We start from the raw sequence: 17,381 nt of genomic DNA, 5'->3' as shown, positions 1-17,381 counted from the left end.
TCCAGTCAGGCGATTCCTCGCCATCGGACACAGGTTCAATAACTCAGTTGGGCCACACGGCGCAGCACATCGGCGGTGGTCGTGGGCAAACCAAAATACTCCAGGTAAGCCGGGATCTGCTCGTACAGCATGTCGGTGCCGACTTGGGTTCGGCAGCCGCGGGCCTGCGCTGCAGCCAAAAATGCGGTGGTCTCGGCTTTCATCACGACTTCACCCACAAAAGTGTTGGGCGACAGGCGCGACACATCCAAGGGCAGCGGATCGCCTTCGTTCATGCCCAGGGGCGTGGCGTTGACGACCAGATCGTGGCCTGCAGGGTCACGATCGCCTGTGCGCACATCGATCTTCGGGTAGTTTTCTTTCAGCCGCTGAGCCAGCGCCTCACAGCCGGCCGTATTCAAATCGAACAGGCCGATGGCGGCAATCCCGGCGCCTGCCAAAGAGGCCGCAATCGCACAGCCCACGCCGCCTGTGCCCACAACCAGGACTCTTTTGCCGGTCAAATCAAAACCCTTGCGCTGCACCCCGCGCACAAAACCGGCACCGTCGAACATGTCGCCCACCAGTCGGCCATCGGCCAGCCGCTTGACCGCGTTGCAGGCGCCGGCCACGCGCACGGTGGCAGTGACTGCATCGAGCAAGCCCACGGTGCTCACTTTGTGCGGCATGGTGATCAAGGCGCCCCGGATGTTCTCCAGGGTGAACACGGACTTCAGGAACAGCGGGTAGTTTTGAGCTTGACAGCCCATGGGCACCACCACGGCGTTGATGCCCGCTTCCTCGAAGTACGGGTTGTAGATCATCGGCGACTTGAAGGTGTGCGTCGGGTAGCCGATGTGGGCGATGAGTTCGGTGTTGCCGTTGATCATGGAAGGGACAAGGGGGAAGTCGGACGCATCAAGCGGCTTGGGCCGCCGACACGCCTGCGCGCAGGGCCAGCAAATAACTGTCTGCACCAAAGCCGCAGATCTGGCCTTTGACGATTTCGGCAAACACCGATTTGTGGCGAAATTCTTCGCGTGCGTGGATGTTGGACATGTGCAACTCCACGATGGGGCACGTCAACACGGCCAAGGCATCGCGGATGGCATAGCTGTAATGCGTCCAGGCACCGGCGTTGATCAGCACGGCATCGACCTGGTCGAAATAGGCCTGGTGAATGCGCTCGCACATGTCACCTTCGTGGTTGGTCTGGTAGCACGCGACTTCGGCGCCCAACTCCTTGCCCAGTTTTTGCAAGCTGGCATTGATCTCATCGAGGGTGATGGTGCCGTATTGCTGGGGATCGCGTTGGCCGAACATGTTGTGGTTCACGCCGTGCAGCATCAAGACTTTCATGGGGACTCCAGAAACAATTAAACATGGGGTCAACCTCTGCAGTTGACCCCCCGCATATGGGGCATTCACGCCGTCCAGACGGCGTGAATGCCACAAACCATCACTTGCGCAGCTTGGCCAGCTCGGCTTGCAACTCGGCCACGGTGGCCGCAATCGGCTCGCCGTGCTTGGCAATCACAGGCTTCATCTTCTCGCGCAAGATGGCCACTTCGGCTGCGGGCAAGGTGGTCACTTGCATGCCCCCTTTTTTCAGGTTCTCCAGCAAGCTCGCTTCCTGGGCACGGGCCTGGGCGCGTTGGAACTTGGACGACTCGGCAGCGGCGTCACTCAGGATTTTCTTGTCTGCGGCCGACAGGGTGTCCCAGAACTTCTTGCTGATCACGATCGACTGGGGGTTGTACTGGTGACCGGTCAAGGTCAGGTGTTTTTGCACTTCGTACAACTTGGCACCGTTGATGGTGGCCACGGGGTTTTCCTGGCCGTCCACGGCCTTTTGCTCCAGAGCGGCGTACAGCTCAGGGAACGGCAGGGGTGTGGGGTTGGCACCCAAGGCCTTGACCCAGTCCACGTTGATCGGGTTGGGGATCACGCGCAGCTTCAGGCCCTCGATGTCCGAGACCTTGTTGATGGCGCGGCGGCCATTGGTCAGGTTGCGAAAGCCCAGCTCGTAGTAGCCCAGACCGACCAGCCCTTTTTCTTCCAGTTTGGCGTGCATCTTTTTGCCAAAGGCCCCATCCACCACCACATCGGCTTCTTGGCCGCTGGCGAACAGGAAGGGGAAGTCAAACACGGCGAAGTCCTTGACCTGGGAGGCAAAGATGCCCGAGTTCATCGAGGCCATCTCCAGGGTGCCCCCTTGGATGGCCGAAACGTTGGCCTGGTCGCTGCCCAACGCACCGCCGGGGAACAGGTTGACCTTGAGTTTGCCGCCGGACTGCTTCTCGACGATCTCCTTGAACTTCTCCATGCCTTGGACGATGGGGTGACCCGCCGCGTTCTGGTTGGCGAACTTGATGGTCCTGTCTTGCGCAGAAGCCACGCCCATGGCGGCCAAGGCCACAGTGGCGATCAAGGACTTGATGAATACACGTTTCATGATGGGTCTCCAGAAAAAAGAAGGACGTACGCTGTGCATCAAAGGGAGAGTTGTCAGGCGTACCCGATCAGACAACCACTCCCGGGAATCAATAGAACCAACGGGCTGGCACCATCACCAAGGCCGGGAAAGCCACCATGGCGAACATGATGGTGAACTGGGCGATCATGAAAGGCATGACACCCCGGGTCACCTCGTCCATGCTGATTTTTCCGACGCCCGCCACGGCATTGAGCACCGTGCCCACCGGCGGCGTGATCAGGCCAATGGCGCAATTGATGATGAACAGCACCCCGAAGTACACCGGGTCGATCCCTGCGGCCTTGACCACCGGCATGAGCACCGGGGTCAAGAGCAAAATGGTGGGCGTCATGTCGAGCGCTGTGCCGATCACAATGATGATCACCATGATGGTGAACATGAGCAAGCGGGGGCTGTCGAGCATGGGTTGCAAAATCTCGATCAACTGGGCGGGCAAATTGGCGACCGTGATGAGCCAGGCCGAGACCATGGCCGCAGCCACCAAAAACATCACGATGGCGCTGGTTTTGGCCGAGCTCACAAACAAGGGGTACAGGTCTTTCAGGCCCAATTCACGGTAAACGAAGGTGGCAATGAACAAGGCGTAAACCGCCGCCACCACCGCCGCTTCGGTGGGGGTGAACACCCCGAACTTCAGACCAAAGACGACGATGAGCGGCATCACCAAAGCCCAAGTGGCTTCGCGCATGGCCACCATGATCTCGCCCATGGATTTGCGGGGCGGCACCTGCACCATTTCACGGCGCGCCAGCCACCACCAGGTGACCCACAAGGAAGCGCCCAGCAGGATGCCGGGCACGATACCGGCCATGAAGAGCTTGGAAATGGACACGTTGCCCGCCACGCCAAAGATCACAAAGCCAATGCTGGGCGGGATCACCGGGGCGATGATGCCGGCCGAGGCGATCAGCCCCGCCGAACGGGCGCGGTCGTGGCCGGCCGCCACCATCATGGGCAAAAGCAGGGCCGACAGCGCCGCCGCATCGGCCACGGCGGAGCCCGACAGCGCCGCCATGATCACGGCGGCCATGATGGTCACGTAACCCAAGCCCCCTTTGATGTGGCCCACGCAGGCCATCGCAAAGTTCACGATGCGGCGAGACAAGCCGCCTGCGTTCATGATCTCGCCCGCCAGCATGAAAAAGGGCACCGCCAACAAAGGGAAACTGTTGGCGCCTTCCAGCAGGTTTTGCGCCAGGATCTGGGCATCGAACATGTTCAGATGCCACATCAAGGCCACACCGCAGATCAGCAATGAAAAAGCGATCGGGATGCCAATGGCCATCGCACCCAGCAGAGAAAAAACAAAAATGGCAATCGTCATGTCGTTGTCTCCAGCGTGCTCAGGCTTTGTCCGAGCCGTGGGGGGACTCTTCAGATTCTTTGACCATGACCAGGTCTGCGTCGCGCACTTGACCGGTGAGCAATCGGAACAACTCGGTCAGCAAGATCAGGCCGGCCAATAACGCAAACACCACCCCGGGGGCATACACCCAGGCCATGGTCACTTCCATCACCGCGCTGGTGCTGCCCAGGTTGATCACGGTCTGCTGGTAAGCCCCTTTGAACAGCAGCCAGCAGATGAACAGCATGGCAAGGTAGGACAAGCCCAAGCAAAACTTTTTGCCCGCAGGCCCCAGTCGGCCTACCAGCATGTCGGTGCCCAGATGACCATGCTCCTTCAAGGCGATGACCGCGCCCATGAAGGTCATCCAGACAAACAGCCAGCGCGACAGTTCTTCGGACAAAGTGATGCCCGAGTTGAAGCCATAGCGCATGACCACGTTGCCAAACACCAGAACGACCATCACCGCCAGACACAGGGCAATGACCACGCTCAGGACTTTGCAAAACCCGTCAATGAATTTTTGAACCACCACAACGCTCCATGAAAGGACTGCCCATAATGTACGAACTGGTTAGTTTTTAGGGGATCAGTGATTACCCTGATCAATCGATGCCATCTGACGCTAGCAGTTATGCCGGAATCGAATGGCTGACAAAACGCAGAATCAACTCGACCACGTGGACCCGCTTGAGCGTGTTGGCCTTGTCTTGGCTGGCTCGGTCCTGAAAGATCAGGCCAAAGGTGTGGCGGTTGGAGACGTTGAAAAACGTGAAAGCCGAAATCGCCGAGTGGATGTCCACCGGGTCCAGCCCTTCCCTGAACACGCCATGCGCCACGCCCCGGTCGTACACCGCTTTCACGGAGGCAATGGCATTGGTGTTGAGCGCCTGAATGCTCTGACTTTGCCGCAAATAGTCACCGCGCTGGATGTTCTCGTTCATCACCAGCCGTATAAAGTCCTCGTTGTCCCGGTGGTGGTCATAGGTGAACTCCACCAGCTTTTGCAGCGCCTGCACAGGCGGCAAGTCGTCCAGGTGCAAGTCCGACTCGATGGCGCGCATGCGGCGGTAAGCCTCTTCGAGCACTGCCAGGTACAAGCCGTCCTTGCTGCCGAAGTAGTAATAGATCATGCGCTTGCTGGTGCGCGTGGCCGCTGCAATGGCGTCGATGCGCGCGCCCGAGAGGCCCTTGTCGGCAAACTCGTGCGTGGCCACTGTGAGGATCTCGGCCATGGTGCGGGCCGGGTCGTTGGTGCGGCCCGACTCCCTGCCCGGCTCGGTTTCGACCGCTTGGCTGTTGTCTGAATGTACCATTTGGTTCATTTGGTGAGTATAGATCGCCCGCAGCGCTCGGCAAGCCTTTTCAGCCCTTCAACTCATCGGCTGGGGTCATGGGTGCTTGGGCCATGGTGATCACCCCAAACGGGCAACGCCGAGCGCACAGGCTGCAGCCGGTGCAAGCTTCTGGACCGTGCAGCACCGAACGCTTGCGCCAGGCCACGACCTGCAAGCTCAGCACGTGCGGTGGACACACCGCCACACACCAGCCACAACCGGTGCAGCGCTGAGCGTCGATGTTCGGCAACAAGATCAACAGCGCATCAAACCAGCGCTACCGTGATTTGGCGAATGACTGTCGACGTGTCGGGTCGAACCCCACGCCACCAAGCAAACGCCTCCGCCGCTTGCTCGGCCAGCATGCCCACGCCGTCGGCCAGTTGCGTGACGCCCGCTTGCTGCGCCAGCTTCAAAAATGGTGTGAGGCCTTTGCCGTAGGTCAGGTCATAGGCCAAGCACCCGGGCGCAAACACGCTGGCAGGCAAAGGCGGCAACTCGGCCGTGAGGCTGGACGAGCTGGCGTTGAGTACCACGTCAAACGCCTCCCCCTGCAAGTGGGCATAACCCAGCCCCTGCACGGGCACTTGGCCAGTTTGATGCTGCTGCGCCAAGGCCGCCAACGCTTGCGCCTTGGCCACCGTGCGGTTCACGATCACCAGCTCGGCAGGCTGCTCGGCCAGCAAGGGCAGCAAAGCGCCTCGCGTGGCGCCGCCCGCACCCAAAATCAACACGCGTCGCCCTTTGAGCGGGCAGGCCAGGTTGTGCACCAAGTCGCGCACCAAGCCCACGCCGTCAAAGTTTTCCGCATAGACCCTGGCGCCCTCGAACTTCAGCGCATTCACCGCCCCCGCCATTTGGGCGCTGGGGGCCAGGTCGGTGGCGTAGGCAAAGGCATCGAGTTTGAAGGGGGCGGTAACGTTCATGCCCCGCCCGCCACTGGCGCGAAACGCGTCCACCACCGCGGCAAAACCGCCCAAAGGGGCCAGCAGCTTGGTGTACTCGATGTCCTGCCCCGTGACCTGTGCAAAGGCGGTGTGGATGAGGGGCGATTTGCTTTGTTCGATGGGGTTGCCGATGACGGCGTAACGGTCGGTCATGGGGAAATGTCCAGATGGCTTTTCAGAGGATCTTAGCGTCACCTGAACTCGCGCTGACGAAGTCACTCTGGAATGATGGTCGATATACTTTTGAAGTGATCGCCACGCCACCGACCCTTCCTCCTGCCGTCCCTCAACCCTCCCTGGCGGTGGCCGTCATTGTTCTGGCCCAGTGCCTGAGCACCTCGCTGTGGTTCAGCCCCAGCGGGGTGGCCGACAGCCTGATGCAGGCGTGGCAACTGAGCGCCACTTCTTTTGGCTGGCTGTTGGCCGCCACCCAGCTGGGTTTCATTGCGGGCACCCTGGCGTTTGCGTTCAGCGGCGCGGCCGACCGCTTTCAAGCCACGCGTATTTTTGTGGTGTGCAGTTCGCTGGGGGCGATGGCGAACGCCGCCGTCACCTGGGGCGTGACCGATTACGGGGTGTTCTGTTGCCTGCGCTTTGTCGTGGGCATGTGCCTGGCCGGCAGCTACCCGCTGGGCATGAAGATGCTGGTGCAGCGCGTGGGCAGCAAACCGGCCGCAGCCTTGGGCTGGCTGGTGGGCATGCTGACCTTGGGCACGGCCATGCCGCACGGTTTGCGGGCTCTTGGCCAGAGCTGGCCTTGGCCCGAGGTGCTGCTGGGCTCGTCGGTGCTGGCCTTGTTGGGTGCGGCGCTGGTGGCCTGGATGGGCCCGCCGCCCAAGCAGGCCGCTTCTCCGAGTCAACCCACAGCCCCTTCCCCCGTTCGCCTGAACACCCAGGCCTTGCGCGAGGTCCTGGCGGTGCGGGGCTTTCGCGCATCGGCGCTGGGCTACTTTGGCCACATGTGGGAGCTGTATGCCTTCTGGAGCGTCCTGCCTTGGCTGAGCGTGCCGATCAGCCGCTCACTGGTGGCTGCGGGCTACGGCTGGGCGCCGTCGGTGGCGCTGGTGAGTTTTGCGGCCATCGGCGTGGGCTTTTTCGGTTGCGTGCTGGGCGGCATGTGGAGCCGCCGCGTGGGCAGTGCGCGGGTGGCGGCCACAGCCTTGGCCGCATCGGGCCTGATGTGCCTGGGCTACCCCTTCATTCCCGACACCTGGCCCCTGGTGCAACTGGGGGCCTTGCTGTTTTGGGGCATTTGCGTGGTGGCCGACTCACCGCAGTTTTCAGCCATGTCGTCGCAATACGCGCCGCCGCAGTGGCTGGGCAGCGCCTTGGTACTGCAAAACGGTGTGGGCTTTTTGATCACCGTGCTCAGCATCTTGCTGCTGGGCTGGGCTGTGCAGCACTGGGGCAGCATGGCCTTGTGGCTCCTCGCCCCCGGCCCCGTGCTGGGCTTGTGGGCCCTGCGGCCCCTCCTGAAAGAAACCTGAAGCTTGCTGGTTCAGTGCCGTCCCACCAGCTTGAAAATAACACCCCCCAGCAGCAAAACACCCACAGCAGCTGCCGTGAACGCCTGGGGTAACCAGTCCAGGTCAACGGCCTGCGCCATCAGCACCACGCCGGTGGATTGGCCAAAGAACAGAGAACAGGCAAACAAGGTGACGGCGGTACCCCGAGAGGCCGGGGCCATTTGGGTGGCCTGAACCTGCAAGGTGTTGTGGAGCATGTAAAAACCAAACCCCGTGGCCAGGCAACCCAGCATGCCCAGGGCAATTCCATGCGCCCATGCCAGCGTGAGCAATCCCACCGCAATGCAGACAACGCCTGCTCTGACCAAGCCACGCTCCCCGCCCAGCCAGCCCAGCCAGCGCTTGGCCATCTGGCTGTAGACCAAACCACCCACTCCGTAAAGCATCATGACCGAGCCAGCCAGAACCACGCTCATGTCAAACTGCTGGTGCAAATGGGTGGGAATGAAGGCCATGGCGCCAAACACCAATGCGCCCTCAATGGCGGTGACCGTCATCACATGCCGAACACGCGCGGTGCGCAGCATCTGAACCGAGTTGGCAAAGTAAGCCAAGAAACTGCCGGATCCAGAAGCTGAAACGGAGGCAGGTGTGCTGCGCAATTTGCGCCAAAGCATCCAGGCGGCGATAGCGAAGAGCCCGGACACCACAGCGAATGCAGCGCGCCACCCCAAGTGCTCTGCCGCAAAGCCACCAAACCACAGGCCGACCATCATGCCGCTGACGGTATAGCCCATCAGTTTGGCCAGCGTCTCCTGCCTGCGATCGTAGGCCACCTGGTCGCCGATCCATGCCATGGACAGTGGAATGATGCCCGCTGCCGCTGCCCCCATGAAACCGCGCATGACGATCAGCAAGCTGAGATCAGACGCCATGCTGGTGATGGCACTGAACACCGCGCAGGCCAGAACCGCCAAAGAGATGACACGCAACTTGCCAAAACGGTCCCCCAAGGGCCCGTAAAACAATTGGAGCACGCCATAAGCCACGGCAAAAGCCGAGACCACCAGAGAAGCCTCGCCCGTGGTGACCTGGAACTCCTGCCCCAGCACCACCAGCATCGGGTCGCACAAACGCATCGAGGCCATGCTGGCAAAACCTGCCAAGCCCATCACGCGCAAGCTGTTGCGCTCAGCGTGCGCAGTGTTCATCGTTCAAGCATTCAGCTGCTGTTCCAGATCGTGCAAGACCTGGTAACACGGCAGCACCTGGGCAATCGAGCTGTTAGGCTCGCGGCCCTCTTTGATCGCAGCAAAGAATTCACGGTCTTGCAACTCGATGCCGTTCATGGACACGGCCACTTGCGACACATCGATTTTTTCTTCCTTGCCCGTGAACAGGTCGTCGTAACGCGCCAGATAGGTGCCCGTGTCACCGATGTAGCGGAAGTAAGTGCCCAGTGGGCCATCGTTGTTGAAGCTCAAGCTGAGTGTGCAGATTGCGCCGTTGGCTGCTTGGAGCTGGATGCTCATGTCCATGGCGATGCCGAGTGTGGGGTGGATCGGGCCTTGAACCGCATTGGCTTTGACGATAGGGCTGCCGCACTGGTACGCGAACAGGTCCACCGTGTGGGCCGCGTGGTGCCACAGCAGGTGGTCGGTCCAGCTGCGGGCCTGGCCCAGCGCGTTCATGTTGGTGCGGCGAAAGAAATAGGTTTGCACATCCATCTGTTGGATGTTGAATTCACCGGCCTGGATTTTGTGATTCACCCACTGGTGGCTGGGGTTGAAGCGGCGGGTGTGGCCCACCATGGCCACCAGACCGGTTTGCTGCTGCACGCGCAGCACCTCTTGGCCTTCGGCGTACACATCGCACAGCGGGATCTCCACCTGCACATGCTTGCCCGCCTTCAGGCAAGCCAGCGTCTGGCTGGCGTGCATTTGCGTGGGCGTGCACAGGATGACGGCATCGACGTCTTTCAAGGCCAGCGATTCGTTCAAGTCGGTGGTGACATGGCCAATGCCGTATTTGTCGGCCACCTCTTTGGTTTTGCCGAACTCGCGACCGATCAAGGAGACGACTTTGACGCCATCGATGTTCTGGATGCCGTCGAGGTGTTTGATGCCAAAGGCACCAGCGCCTGCGAGGGCGACTTGGATGGTTTTGCTCATGTTGCTGACTCCAGAAATTCAGGTGTTTTCAAGAATGACGTGCCCCACCGCCGTGTTGCTGGCAGGCACATGGTAGAAGCGGTGACGCAGTTTGGGCGCGGGGCCAGTGGCCTTGCCGCCCTCGATGTCGCCCATGGCGCCGCGGGCAATCAGCCACATGACCAGCTCGATGCCTTCGCTGCCCGCTTCGCGCACGTAGTCGATGTGCGGCGTCGCAGCGGCTGCGGCCGGGTCGCGGATCAGCTGGTCGAGCCAGGCGTTGTCCCACTCGCGGTTGATCAAGCCCGCTCGCGCGCCTTGCAGCTGGTGGCTCATCCCGCCCGTGCCCCAGATGTGAACATTGAGGTCTTCGTCGTAGCTCTCGACCGCTTTGCGGATGGCTTGCCCCAGATTGAAGCAGCGCTGGCCGCTGGGCACGGGGTACTGCACCACATTCACCGCGAACGGGATCACGGGGCAAGGCCAGGCGTCTTTCACCGGGTCGAGCTCGCCGCACATCAAGGACAGCGGCACCGTGAGGCCATGGTCCACGTCCATCTTGTTGACGATGGTCAGGTCAAAGTCTTGCTGGATGACCGACTGCGCGATGTGCGAGGCCAGCGCAGGGTGGCCTTGGACCACCGGCACAGGGCGCGGGCCCCAGCCTTCATCGGCGGGTTGGTATTGGGCAGCCGTGCCGATGGCAAAAGTGGGGATCAGGTCCAGGCTGAAGGCTGTGGCGTGGTCGTTGTAGACCAGAAAGATCACGTCGGGCTTGTTGTCCTTCATCCATTGCTTGGAGAAGTCGTAGCCTGCGAAAAGTGGCTTCCAATAGTCTTCCTTCGTTTTACCCAGGTCCATGGCCGCGCCGATGGCGGGCACGTGCGAAGTGAAAACAGATGCGGTGATTTTGGCCATGTTTATGCTTTCTTCCCGGCTGCGATGGACTGTCGCCCGGCTGCGCCTTGCGGTTGGTTTTGCGCTTGGGCGCTGCCGTTTTCGCCGATGTAGCGGTTGCCCTCGATGCTGCGGCCGCCTGCGATCATCATGTTGCGGTATTCCTCTTCGGTCATGCCGGTCATGGAGCCTGCCATTTGCTGGAAGCTTTTACCGTCGGTCGCACCGATCTTGGCGAGAAAGTAAATGTTGCCACCGGTGCGCATGCACCAGTTCAGGTCGCGCGCGAGCACCGCCTGCTTTTGCTCTTCGCTCATTGGCCACTCGTCCAGATAAGCGCGCTCGTCGGCTTTGAACCGTTCACGGTTGTCGGCTTTCATGAGCGACATGCAAAACTGGTTGAGCCAGTAGCCTTTGCGCGATTGCTCGGCGTCAAAAATGATCGTGCCGGGCACGTCGGTGTAGGGTTTATCGAGCGCCATCAGTTTTTCTCCTCGGGCCAGTACAAGCGCATCGGGTTGTCCACCAGCAGTTGCCGTTGCAACTCGGCCGTGGGGGCAATGTGCGGGATGAAGTCCACCAACAGGCCGTCGTCGGGCATGTGGTCTTTCAGGTTGGGGTGCGGCCAATCGGTGCCCCACAGCACGCGATCGGGAAACTCCTCGACGATGCGCCTCGCAAAGGGGATCACGTCTTGGTAAGCGTTTGGCTCACCCTTCAACGCTTTCGGGCCCGTCACCGACAAACGCTCAGGGCAAGACACTTTGCTCCACACGTTTTTGTGCTCCCGCATGAACTTTTGGAACAGCGCAAACTGCGGGCCATCCACAGGCAGTGACACATCGGGGCGGCCCATGTGGTCCACCACCACGGTGGTGGGCAAGGCGGTGAAAAAGTCCCACAGCTCGGGCAGGTCCACCGCTTCAAAATAAATCACCACATGCCAGCCCCATTTTTGGATGCGGCCTGCGATTTCCATCAACTCGTCCTTGGGGGTGAAATCCACCAAGCGCTTGACGAAGTTGAAGCGCACGCCGCGCACACCGGCGTCGTGCATGGCCTGGATCTCGTCGTCGGTCACGCTGCGCTTGACGGTGGCCACGCCACGGGCTTTGCCGCCGGAATGAACCAAGGCATCGACCATGGCGCGGTTGTCGGCGCCGTGGCAAGTGGCTTGCACCACCACATTGCGGGCAAAGCCCAGGTGGTCGCGCAGCGCATACAACTGGTGCTTGGACGCATCGCAAGGCGTGTACTTGCGCTCAGGGGCGTAGGGGAACTCAGCGCCCGGGCCAAACACATGGCAGTGGGCGTCCACCGCGCCTTCAGGCAGCTTGAATGTGGGCTGGGAAGGACCGCTGTACCAGTCCATCCAGCCTGCGGTTTTGGTGAAATCACCTGTCGTGGGTTTGCTCACTTGTCTTCTCCTGTTCATGCAAAAGGCCATCGCTCACTGCGATGCGCGGCTGTGGCCGTGTTGGGGCGATTTGCTGGCCGAAGGACTGATGAGCCCCGGCACGGCCGCAGCCGCGTATCACCCCCCACGAATGTTGGCATCAGTCGATGTACTTCAGGCCCGCAGCCGCCAATGGCTCGCGCATTTTGTACATGTCCAGGCCCAGCACACCCGAAGCCAACTTGGCGCGTTTTTCGCCTTCGAAGCTCTCGCGTTTTTGGGCCGCTTCCAAGGTTTGCACGGCACGGGCTGCAGGCACGCACACCACGCCATCGTCGTCGGCCACGATCACATCACCAGGGGTCACCAGCATGCCCGCACACACCACGGGGATGTTCACCGAACCGATGGTGGTCTTGATGCAACCCTTGCTGCTGATGGCTTTGCTCCACACGGGGAAGTTCATCTTGTGCAGCTCTTTCACATCGCGCACACCGGCATCAATGATCAGGGCGCGTGCGCCACGGGCTTGAAAAGACGTGGCCAACAGGTCGCCAAAATAACCATCGGTGCATTCGGCGGTGATGGCCGCGACCACGATGTCGCCGGGCTGAATTTGCTCGGCCACCACATGCATCATCCAGTTGTCGCCCGGGTGCAGCAGCACCGTGACCGCCGTGCCCGAAACCTGCGAACCGGGATAAATCGGGCGCATAAAGGGTTTCAAGAGGCCCACGCGGCCCATGGCTTCGTGCACCGTGGCGGAGCCCAATGCGCCCAGGCCGTCAGCGGCTGCGCGGTCCGCGCGGGTGATGTTGCGGTAAACAACGCCGAGTTCGTACATGTTCGTTCCTTTTTGATTTGTGGGTGACAGCGAGGTCGGTCTGTCACGCGCAATTTTTAGATGCCTTTGGCGCTCAGCTGGTCGTCCAGCCGTTTGAACACCCGTCGCGCATTGCCTTCGTAGACCATGTAACGCTCTTGGTCGTTCAGGTTCGCGGTGGCTTGCACATAGCGCTTGGTGTCGTCGAAATAATGGCCGGTTTCGGGATCGATGCCGCGCACCGCGCCGATCATCTCAGAGGCGAACAAGATGTTCTTGACCGGGATCACCTTGGTGAGCAGGTCGATGCCCGGCTGGTGGTAGACGCAGGTGTCAAAAAAGATGTTGTTGAGCAGGTGCTCGGACAGCAAGGGTTTTTTGAGCTCTTGCGCCAGACCGCGGAAACGGCCCCAGTGGTAAGGCACCGCGCCGCCGCCATGCGGGATCAAAAATTTGAGCGTCGGGAAGTCCTTGAACAGATCGCTGGTCAGGCACTGCATGAAGGCGGTGGTGTCGGCGTTCAGGTAGTGCGCGCCCGTGGTGTGAAAGCAGCTGTTGCAGCTGGTGCTCACATGGATCATGGCGGGGATGTCGTACTCGACCATCTTTTCGTAGATGGGGTACCAGGCCTTGTCGGACAGCGGTGGCGAGGTCCAGTGGCCGCCCGAGGGATCGGGGTTCAGGTTGATGCCGACGTTGCCGTATTGCTCGACGCACTTGACCAGCTCGGGGATGCAGGTGGCCGGGTCGACACCGGGCGACTGGGGCAGCATGGCCGCCGGCACGAAGTGGTCAGGAAACAGCTGGCTCACGCGGTAGCACAGCTCGTTGCAAATGGCCGCCCAGGTGGAGGACACATTGAAGTCGCCAATGTGGTGCGCCATGAAACTGGCGCGGGGGCTGAAGATGGTGATGTCCGAGCCGCGCTCTTTCATCTTGGCCAGTTGGTTGGTTTCGATGGTCTCGCGCAGTTCGTCGTCGCTGATCTTCAGCTCAGACACTTTGGGCATGGACGCGGGGTCTTTGATGCCGGCGATCTGGCGGTTGCGCCAGTCTTCCAAGGCCTTGGGGGCGGTGGTGTAGTGACCGTGCACGTCGATGATCAAAGGCTGGGTTTGGCTCATGGGCAATCCTGATGGGGGAAATGGTTTGCGCAGATTGTGCAGGTGCCAGACTGGTCAGCACAGTCCCCAGTGCATCTAGCAGCTAGAACAAATATGCATAACCACTCAATAGGTATGACAAAATCAATACAACCCAAAACCTACCACCCTCATGGATCTCAAACAGCTCGAATACTTTGTGCGCGTGGCCGAACTGGGCAGCTTCACCCGCGCCGCCCAGGCCCTGAACATCGCCCAACCAGCGCTCAGCCGCCAGGTGCGCCTGCTCGAAGTCGAGCTGCGGCAAAACCTGCTGGTGCGCAATGGGCGGGGTGCCATACCCACCCAGGCGGGGCAGCTGTTGCTTGAGCACGGCCGGGGCATCTTGCACCAGGTCGAACGTGCGCGGGAGGAACTGGGCCGCGTGCGCACGGGCCTGACGGGCCGGGTGGCTTTGGGCCTGCCGCCCAGCGTGGCGCGGGTGCTCACCGTGCCTTTGACGCGGGCCTTTCGCGCCAAGATGCCCGAGGCCCAACTGTCCATCAGCGAAGGTCTGTCGAGCGCCATGCAGGAAAACCTGCAAAACGGTCGCCTGGACATTGCGGTGCTGTACAACCCCAGCCCCATGCCTGGCATTGAACACACCGCCCTGGGGCAAGAAGAGTTGCTGCTGGTGCAGCCGCGCCCACCGGGCTTGCAAGAAGACCCGCCCCCGCCCGCCATCAGCCTGCAAGAAGTCGCCGCGCTGCCCTTGGTGATCCCCACCCGACCCAACGCGATCCGCATGCATGTGGAGTCAGAAATGGCTGCCGTGGGTTGTCGCCCCCACATTGCGCTGGAAATCGACGGGGTGAGCGCCATCCTGGACCTGGTGGCCGATGGCGCGGGCTACGCCATCTTGCCGCGCAATGCTGTGATGCGTTCGGTGCGGCCTTCGGCGTTTTCGGTGCGGCCACTGAAGCAACCGGCCCTGCACATCCAGCTGACCACCGCCATCAGCGCGCAACGCCCCAGCACCCTCACCCAACAAGCCACCTTGGCCCTGCTGACCGAAATGGCCGTTCAGTGGCTCAGCCCGCCTTGACGCCCACTTACAAAGGCTTCAGCGTCAGCAACCACAGCAGCGCATTGAGCGTGAAAAATGACAACACCGTGGTCACCAACAAGGCCGCCGCGCTCAGGGTGGCGTGGCCATGGCGCTGGTTCAAGATGGTGTAGATGCCCAGCATGGGCATGGCCCCTGTGAGCAAGGCTGCGGCGCGCAAAGCCGGGTCTTCGATGGGCACCAGCCACACCAGGACCGCCCACATGGCCAAGGGGTGCAACACCAGCTTACCCAGCGCAATCGGCAGCACAGTGCCCTGCAGCCCCCGCGCCTGCAGGCCCACCAAGGCGCCGCCAATCACAAACAGCGCCAGCACCGCACTGGACTGCGCAAACAAATCGATGGTGCGCCCCAAAGGCGCAGGCATCTGCAGGCCCGACAGCGAAAACACAAAACCAGCCACCACGCCCCAAATCATGGGGTTTCTGAGCACATTTTTCACAGTCTCTCGCAGCACACTTTTCCACTGCCCGGGTCGGCCCTGTGCATCGGCAACGGCCAAAAGCAAAGGCAACAACAAGAAGTTTTCAACCACCATGTTCAACGCCAGCGCCACCCCGGCCACCGGGCCAAACGACAACAAAATGATGGGGTAACCCACAAACCCGCTGTTCGGGCAGGACATGCCCATGGCCATCATGCTGCTGTAACTCAGACTCTGACCGAGCACCCGGCGCGCCCACCACAGGCCTAGGCCCACCATCACCAAAGAGCCCAAGGCATAGGCCAGCAAATAGTTCAGGTTCAGAATCTCCGCGACGCTGCGCTGCGACAAGGCGTTGAACAGCAAAGCGGGCAAGGCCAACTGCAGCGTGAAACGCCCAAACACCTGCATTTCGGCCTTGGCAAACAGCCCCATGCGGGTGCACACATAGCCCAGTGCAATGGTCAGGTAAATGGGGACGGTGATGCCCAGAATGTCGAGCATGAAGCCCTCCAGGATTCAGCGGGGTTGGCGCCCAAAAATCAGTCGGCGCTTCACAGGTCCAGCACCAGACGCGCGGTCTGGCTTCGCGAGCAGCAGATGAGCATCTGCGTGTTGGTCGCCTGTTCCTCGGGGGTGAGGAACATGTCCCAGTGGTCGGGCGTGCCCGCCACCACCTGGGTCAGGCAGGTGCCACACACGCCTTGCGAGCACGAAAACGGCACCTCGTGGCCCGCATCCTGCAGCGCGCTCAGGATGCTTTGGTCTGGCCGCACCTTCAAGGTCTGGTCACTTTTTTGCAAATGGACTTCGAAGTGGCCATCGGCATCGATGGGGGTTTGGGTCGGGTCTGGGATGCTCATGCGGTGATCTCGGGAGAATTTTCTTGGGCCAAAAGACGGTCGATGATACGGCGCGACTGCACGCCACCCGAATCGATGTTGAGCATCAAGAGTTTGCGGTCGGGCCACTGACTGATGTTGGCTTGTTGCAACTGCAGCATCGCCATGTCTTCATTGAAGATGCCGCCTTGCCCGGCACGGATTTTGTCGGTCAGCGCCGCATCTTCAGGCTTGAATTGACGCGCCATGCCCCAGTGGTACCAGTGCGATGTTTCGGTCTCTGGGGTGATGAAGTCCACCACCACGCTGTAGGCCTTGTGCTCGGGTGCGGCGTCAAAACCTCCCTGACCTGCCAGCGCCACGCCGACGTCGATCATGATGTGGCTGGGCGGCGTGAAGCGGCAGATTTGCCAGCGGTCCACCTTGGCCTGCGGGTCCAGACCATGGGCGCTCATGGCCATTTGCCAAAACGGTGGCGCTTGAATGCCCGTCATGTGGCGCTGCAAAATGACCTGATCACCCTCCACCGTGGTGGTGCAAGGCGTCTCATCGATCTCGGGCTGGCCAATGCTGTTGGCGTGCACATAGGTCTCGTGCGTCAGGTCCATCAGGTTGTCGATCATCAGCCGGTAGTCGGCCTTGACGTGGTACAGCCCGCCACCATAGGCCCAAGCGGGGTTGTCAAAAAATTCGAACACCGGCATCTTCGCTTCATCGGCTTGGTTCTGGTCACCAGGCCAAACCCAGACAAAGCCATAGCGCTCGAGCACCGCAAAGCTTTTGATGGCCGGGAAACCGCGCACACGCTGACCGGGCATCTGCACGGTTTTGCCATCGACGCCCATTTCGAGACCGTGGTAGCCGCACTGCAAATGGCCTTTGCACACCTTGCCCAGCGACAAGGGGGCTCCCCGGTGCGGACAAAAGTCCTCCACCGCCGCCACACGGCCGTCCGGTCCTTTGAAAAAAGCCATTTTTTCGTTGCAAACCGTGCGCCCCAGCGGCTTGTCGCCCAGGGCTTCGAGTTCGCTCAGGGTGCAGGCCACGTACCAGGTGTTTTTGATGAACAT

20 protein-coding genes are annotated in these 17,381 nt (G+C 61.0%); 2 read left to right on the top strand and 18 right to left on the bottom strand.

The window, feature by feature from the left end:
• Nucleotides 1-35 precede the first annotated feature (35 nt).
• From LHAB_RS09460 to aroE, 8 genes are all read right to left on the bottom strand, one after another.
• A complete protein-coding gene (locus LHAB_RS09460) occupies nt 36-869 on the bottom strand; it encodes a shikimate dehydrogenase family protein (RefSeq protein WP_090045711.1) in 834 nt (277 codons plus the stop codon).
• A gap of 28 nt (nt 870-897) precedes the next feature.
• Entirely contained in the window at nt 898-1,338 is a 441-nt protein-coding gene (aroQ, locus tag LHAB_RS09455) for a type II 3-dehydroquinate dehydratase (RefSeq protein ID WP_090045709.1), read from the bottom strand.
• Nucleotides 1,339-1,438: 100 nt separating this feature from the next.
• Entirely contained in the window at nt 1,439-2,434 is a 996-nt protein-coding gene (locus LHAB_RS09450) for a TRAP transporter substrate-binding protein (RefSeq protein ID WP_090045707.1), read from the bottom strand.
• Nucleotides 2,435-2,522: 88 nt separating this feature from the next.
• Complete coding sequence (locus LHAB_RS09445) at nt 2,523-3,800, bottom strand: TRAP transporter large permease subunit (RefSeq protein WP_090045704.1); 1,278 nt, start codon at nt 3,798-3,800, stop codon at nt 2,523-2,525.
• Between the two features lie 19 nt (nt 3,801-3,819).
• On the bottom strand, nt 3,820-4,353 hold the full coding sequence (locus LHAB_RS09440) for a TRAP transporter small permease (RefSeq protein ID WP_090047862.1): 534 nt from the start codon (nt 4,351-4,353) through the stop codon (nt 3,820-3,822).
• Between the two features lie 100 nt (nt 4,354-4,453).
• Nucleotides 4,454-5,146, bottom strand: coding sequence for a TetR/AcrR family transcriptional regulator (locus tag LHAB_RS09435; RefSeq protein ID WP_090045701.1), 693 nt, complete (start codon nt 5,144-5,146; stop codon nt 4,454-4,456).
• A gap of 40 nt (nt 5,147-5,186) precedes the next feature.
• A complete protein-coding gene (locus LHAB_RS09430; protein WP_228763402.1) occupies nt 5,187-5,417 on the bottom strand; it encodes an ATP-binding protein in 231 nt (76 codons plus the stop codon).
• A gap of 7 nt (nt 5,418-5,424) precedes the next feature.
• On the bottom strand, nt 5,425-6,258 hold the full coding sequence (gene aroE, locus LHAB_RS09425) for a shikimate dehydrogenase (RefSeq protein ID WP_090045697.1): 834 nt from the start codon (nt 6,256-6,258) through the stop codon (nt 5,425-5,427).
• Nucleotides 6,259-6,407: 149 nt separating this feature from the next.
• On the opposite strand from aroE, the gene LHAB_RS09420 reads away from it, so the two are divergent.
• Nucleotides 6,408-7,592 (top strand): MFS transporter, encoded by a 1,185-nt coding sequence (locus LHAB_RS09420; protein ID WP_228763401.1) that lies wholly within the window; start codon nt 6,408-6,410, stop codon nt 7,590-7,592.
• Between the two features lie 11 nt (nt 7,593-7,603).
• Here the strand turns inward: LHAB_RS09420 and LHAB_RS09415 are convergent, their stop codons facing one another.
• The 7 genes from LHAB_RS09415 to LHAB_RS09385 all read right to left on the bottom strand — a co-directional run bounded on the left by LHAB_RS09415 (nt 7,604) and on the right by LHAB_RS09385 (nt 13,943).
• On the bottom strand, nt 7,604-8,782 hold the full coding sequence (locus tag LHAB_RS09415; protein ID WP_090045692.1) for an MFS transporter: 1,179 nt from the start codon (nt 8,780-8,782) through the stop codon (nt 7,604-7,606).
• 3 nt (nt 8,783-8,785) lie between these two features.
• Nucleotides 8,786-9,742, bottom strand: coding sequence for a Gfo/Idh/MocA family oxidoreductase (locus LHAB_RS09410; RefSeq protein WP_090045690.1), 957 nt, complete (start codon nt 9,740-9,742; stop codon nt 8,786-8,788).
• 18 nt (nt 9,743-9,760) lie between these two features.
• Nucleotides 9,761-10,639, bottom strand: a complete 879-nt coding sequence (locus tag LHAB_RS09405; protein WP_090045687.1) for a class III extradiol dioxygenase subunit beta — start codon at nt 10,637-10,639, stop codon at nt 9,761-9,763.
• A 2-nt stretch (nt 10,640-10,641) separates the two neighbouring features.
• Nucleotides 10,642-11,100 carry a protocatechuate 4,5-dioxygenase subunit alpha gene (ligA, locus tag LHAB_RS09400; RefSeq protein WP_090045684.1) on the bottom strand — a complete coding sequence of 153 codons (459 nt, stop codon included), beginning with the start codon at nt 11,098-11,100 and terminating at the stop codon, nt 10,642-10,644.
• Nucleotides 11,100-12,035, bottom strand: coding sequence for an amidohydrolase family protein (locus tag LHAB_RS09395; protein ID WP_304438214.1), 936 nt, complete (start codon nt 12,033-12,035; stop codon nt 11,100-11,102). The genes ligA and LHAB_RS09395 overlap by 1 nt, the downstream gene beginning before the upstream one ends.
• A 139-nt stretch (nt 12,036-12,174) precedes the next feature.
• The gene (gene ligK / locus LHAB_RS09390) at nt 12,175-12,858 is read right to left on the bottom strand and encodes a 4-carboxy-4-hydroxy-2-oxoadipate aldolase/oxaloacetate decarboxylase (protein WP_090045682.1); all 684 of its coding nucleotides are present in this window, start codon (nt 12,856-12,858) and stop codon (nt 12,175-12,177) included.
• Nucleotides 12,859-12,914: 56 nt separating this feature from the next.
• Nucleotides 12,915-13,943 carry an amidohydrolase family protein gene (locus LHAB_RS09385; protein WP_090047859.1) on the bottom strand — a complete coding sequence of 343 codons (1,029 nt, stop codon included), beginning with the start codon at nt 13,941-13,943 and terminating at the stop codon, nt 12,915-12,917.
• 169 nt (nt 13,944-14,112) lie between these two features.
• Between LHAB_RS09385 and LHAB_RS09380 the strand changes: the two genes are divergently transcribed.
• On the top strand, nt 14,113-15,024 hold the full coding sequence (locus tag LHAB_RS09380) for a LysR substrate-binding domain-containing protein (RefSeq protein WP_090045680.1): 912 nt from the start codon (nt 14,113-14,115) through the stop codon (nt 15,022-15,024).
• 7 nt (nt 15,025-15,031) lie between these two features.
• Here the strand turns inward: LHAB_RS09380 and LHAB_RS09375 are convergent, their stop codons facing one another.
• The 3 genes from LHAB_RS09375 to LHAB_RS09365 are packed head-to-tail and all read right to left on the bottom strand — an operon-like array spanning nt 15,032 to nt 17,381.
• On the bottom strand, nt 15,032-15,973 hold the full coding sequence (locus LHAB_RS09375) for an AEC family transporter (protein WP_090045678.1): 942 nt from the start codon (nt 15,971-15,973) through the stop codon (nt 15,032-15,034).
• Between the two features lie 50 nt (nt 15,974-16,023).
• Nucleotides 16,024-16,332, bottom strand: a complete 309-nt coding sequence (locus LHAB_RS09370) for a 2Fe-2S iron-sulfur cluster-binding protein (protein ID WP_090045676.1) — start codon at nt 16,330-16,332, stop codon at nt 16,024-16,026.
• On the bottom strand, nt 16,329-17,381 hold the full coding sequence (locus LHAB_RS09365; RefSeq protein WP_090045673.1) for an aromatic ring-hydroxylating oxygenase subunit alpha: 1,053 nt from the start codon (nt 17,379-17,381) through the stop codon (nt 16,329-16,331). The genes LHAB_RS09370 and LHAB_RS09365 overlap by 4 nt, the downstream gene beginning before the upstream one ends.

It is taken from the genome of Limnohabitans sp. 2KL-27 (genome assembly GCF_001269345.1).
In the GTDB taxonomy this organism is placed as follows: domain Bacteria; phylum Pseudomonadota; class Gammaproteobacteria; order Burkholderiales; family Burkholderiaceae_C; genus Limnohabitans_A.
Note: the sequence above shows the minus strand (reverse complement) of the source record. Positions and strands in the feature narration are given on the sequence as shown.

Coding starts and splice junctions, on each gene's coding strand:
- LHAB_RS09415 (WP_090045692.1), bottom strand. CDS start 8,782: ATGAACACTGCGCACGCTGAGCGCAACAGCTTGCGCGTGATGGGCTTG.
- aroQ (WP_090045709.1), bottom strand. CDS start 1,338: ATGAAAGTCTTGATGCTGCACGGCGTGAACCACAACATGTTCGGCCAA.
- LHAB_RS09450 (WP_090045707.1), bottom strand. CDS start 2,434: ATGAAACGTGTATTCATCAAGTCCTTGATCGCCACTGTGGCCTTGGCC.
- LHAB_RS09370 (WP_090045676.1), bottom strand. CDS start 16,332: ATGAGCATCCCAGACCCGACCCAAACCCCCATCGATGCCGATGGCCAC.
- ligK (WP_090045682.1), bottom strand. CDS start 12,858: ATGTACGAACTCGGCGTTGTTTACCGCAACATCACCCGCGCGGACCGC.
- LHAB_RS09445 (WP_090045704.1), bottom strand. CDS start 3,800: ATGACGATTGCCATTTTTGTTTTTTCTCTGCTGGGTGCGATGGCCATT.
- LHAB_RS09460 (WP_090045711.1), bottom strand. CDS start 869: ATGATCAACGGCAACACCGAACTCATCGCCCACATCGGCTACCCGACG.
- ligA (WP_090045684.1), bottom strand. CDS start 11,100: ATGGCGCTCGATAAACCCTACACCGACGTGCCCGGCACGATCATTTTT.
- LHAB_RS09375 (WP_090045678.1), bottom strand. CDS start 15,973: ATGCTCGACATTCTGGGCATCACCGTCCCCATTTACCTGACCATTGCA.
- LHAB_RS09410 (WP_090045690.1), bottom strand. CDS start 9,742: ATGAGCAAAACCATCCAAGTCGCCCTCGCAGGCGCTGGTGCCTTTGGC.
- LHAB_RS09365 (WP_090045673.1), bottom strand. CDS start 17,381: ATGTTCATCAAAAACACCTGGTACGTGGCCTGCACCCTGAGCGAACTC.
- LHAB_RS09380 (WP_090045680.1), top strand. CDS start 14,113: ATGGATCTCAAACAGCTCGAATACTTTGTGCGCGTGGCCGAACTGGGC.
- LHAB_RS09435 (WP_090045701.1), bottom strand. CDS start 5,146: ATGAACCAAATGGTACATTCAGACAACAGCCAAGCGGTCGAAACCGAG.
- aroE (WP_090045697.1), bottom strand. CDS start 6,258: ATGACCGACCGTTACGCCGTCATCGGCAACCCCATCGAACAAAGCAAA.
- LHAB_RS09405 (WP_090045687.1), bottom strand. CDS start 10,639: ATGGCCAAAATCACCGCATCTGTTTTCACTTCGCACGTGCCCGCCATC.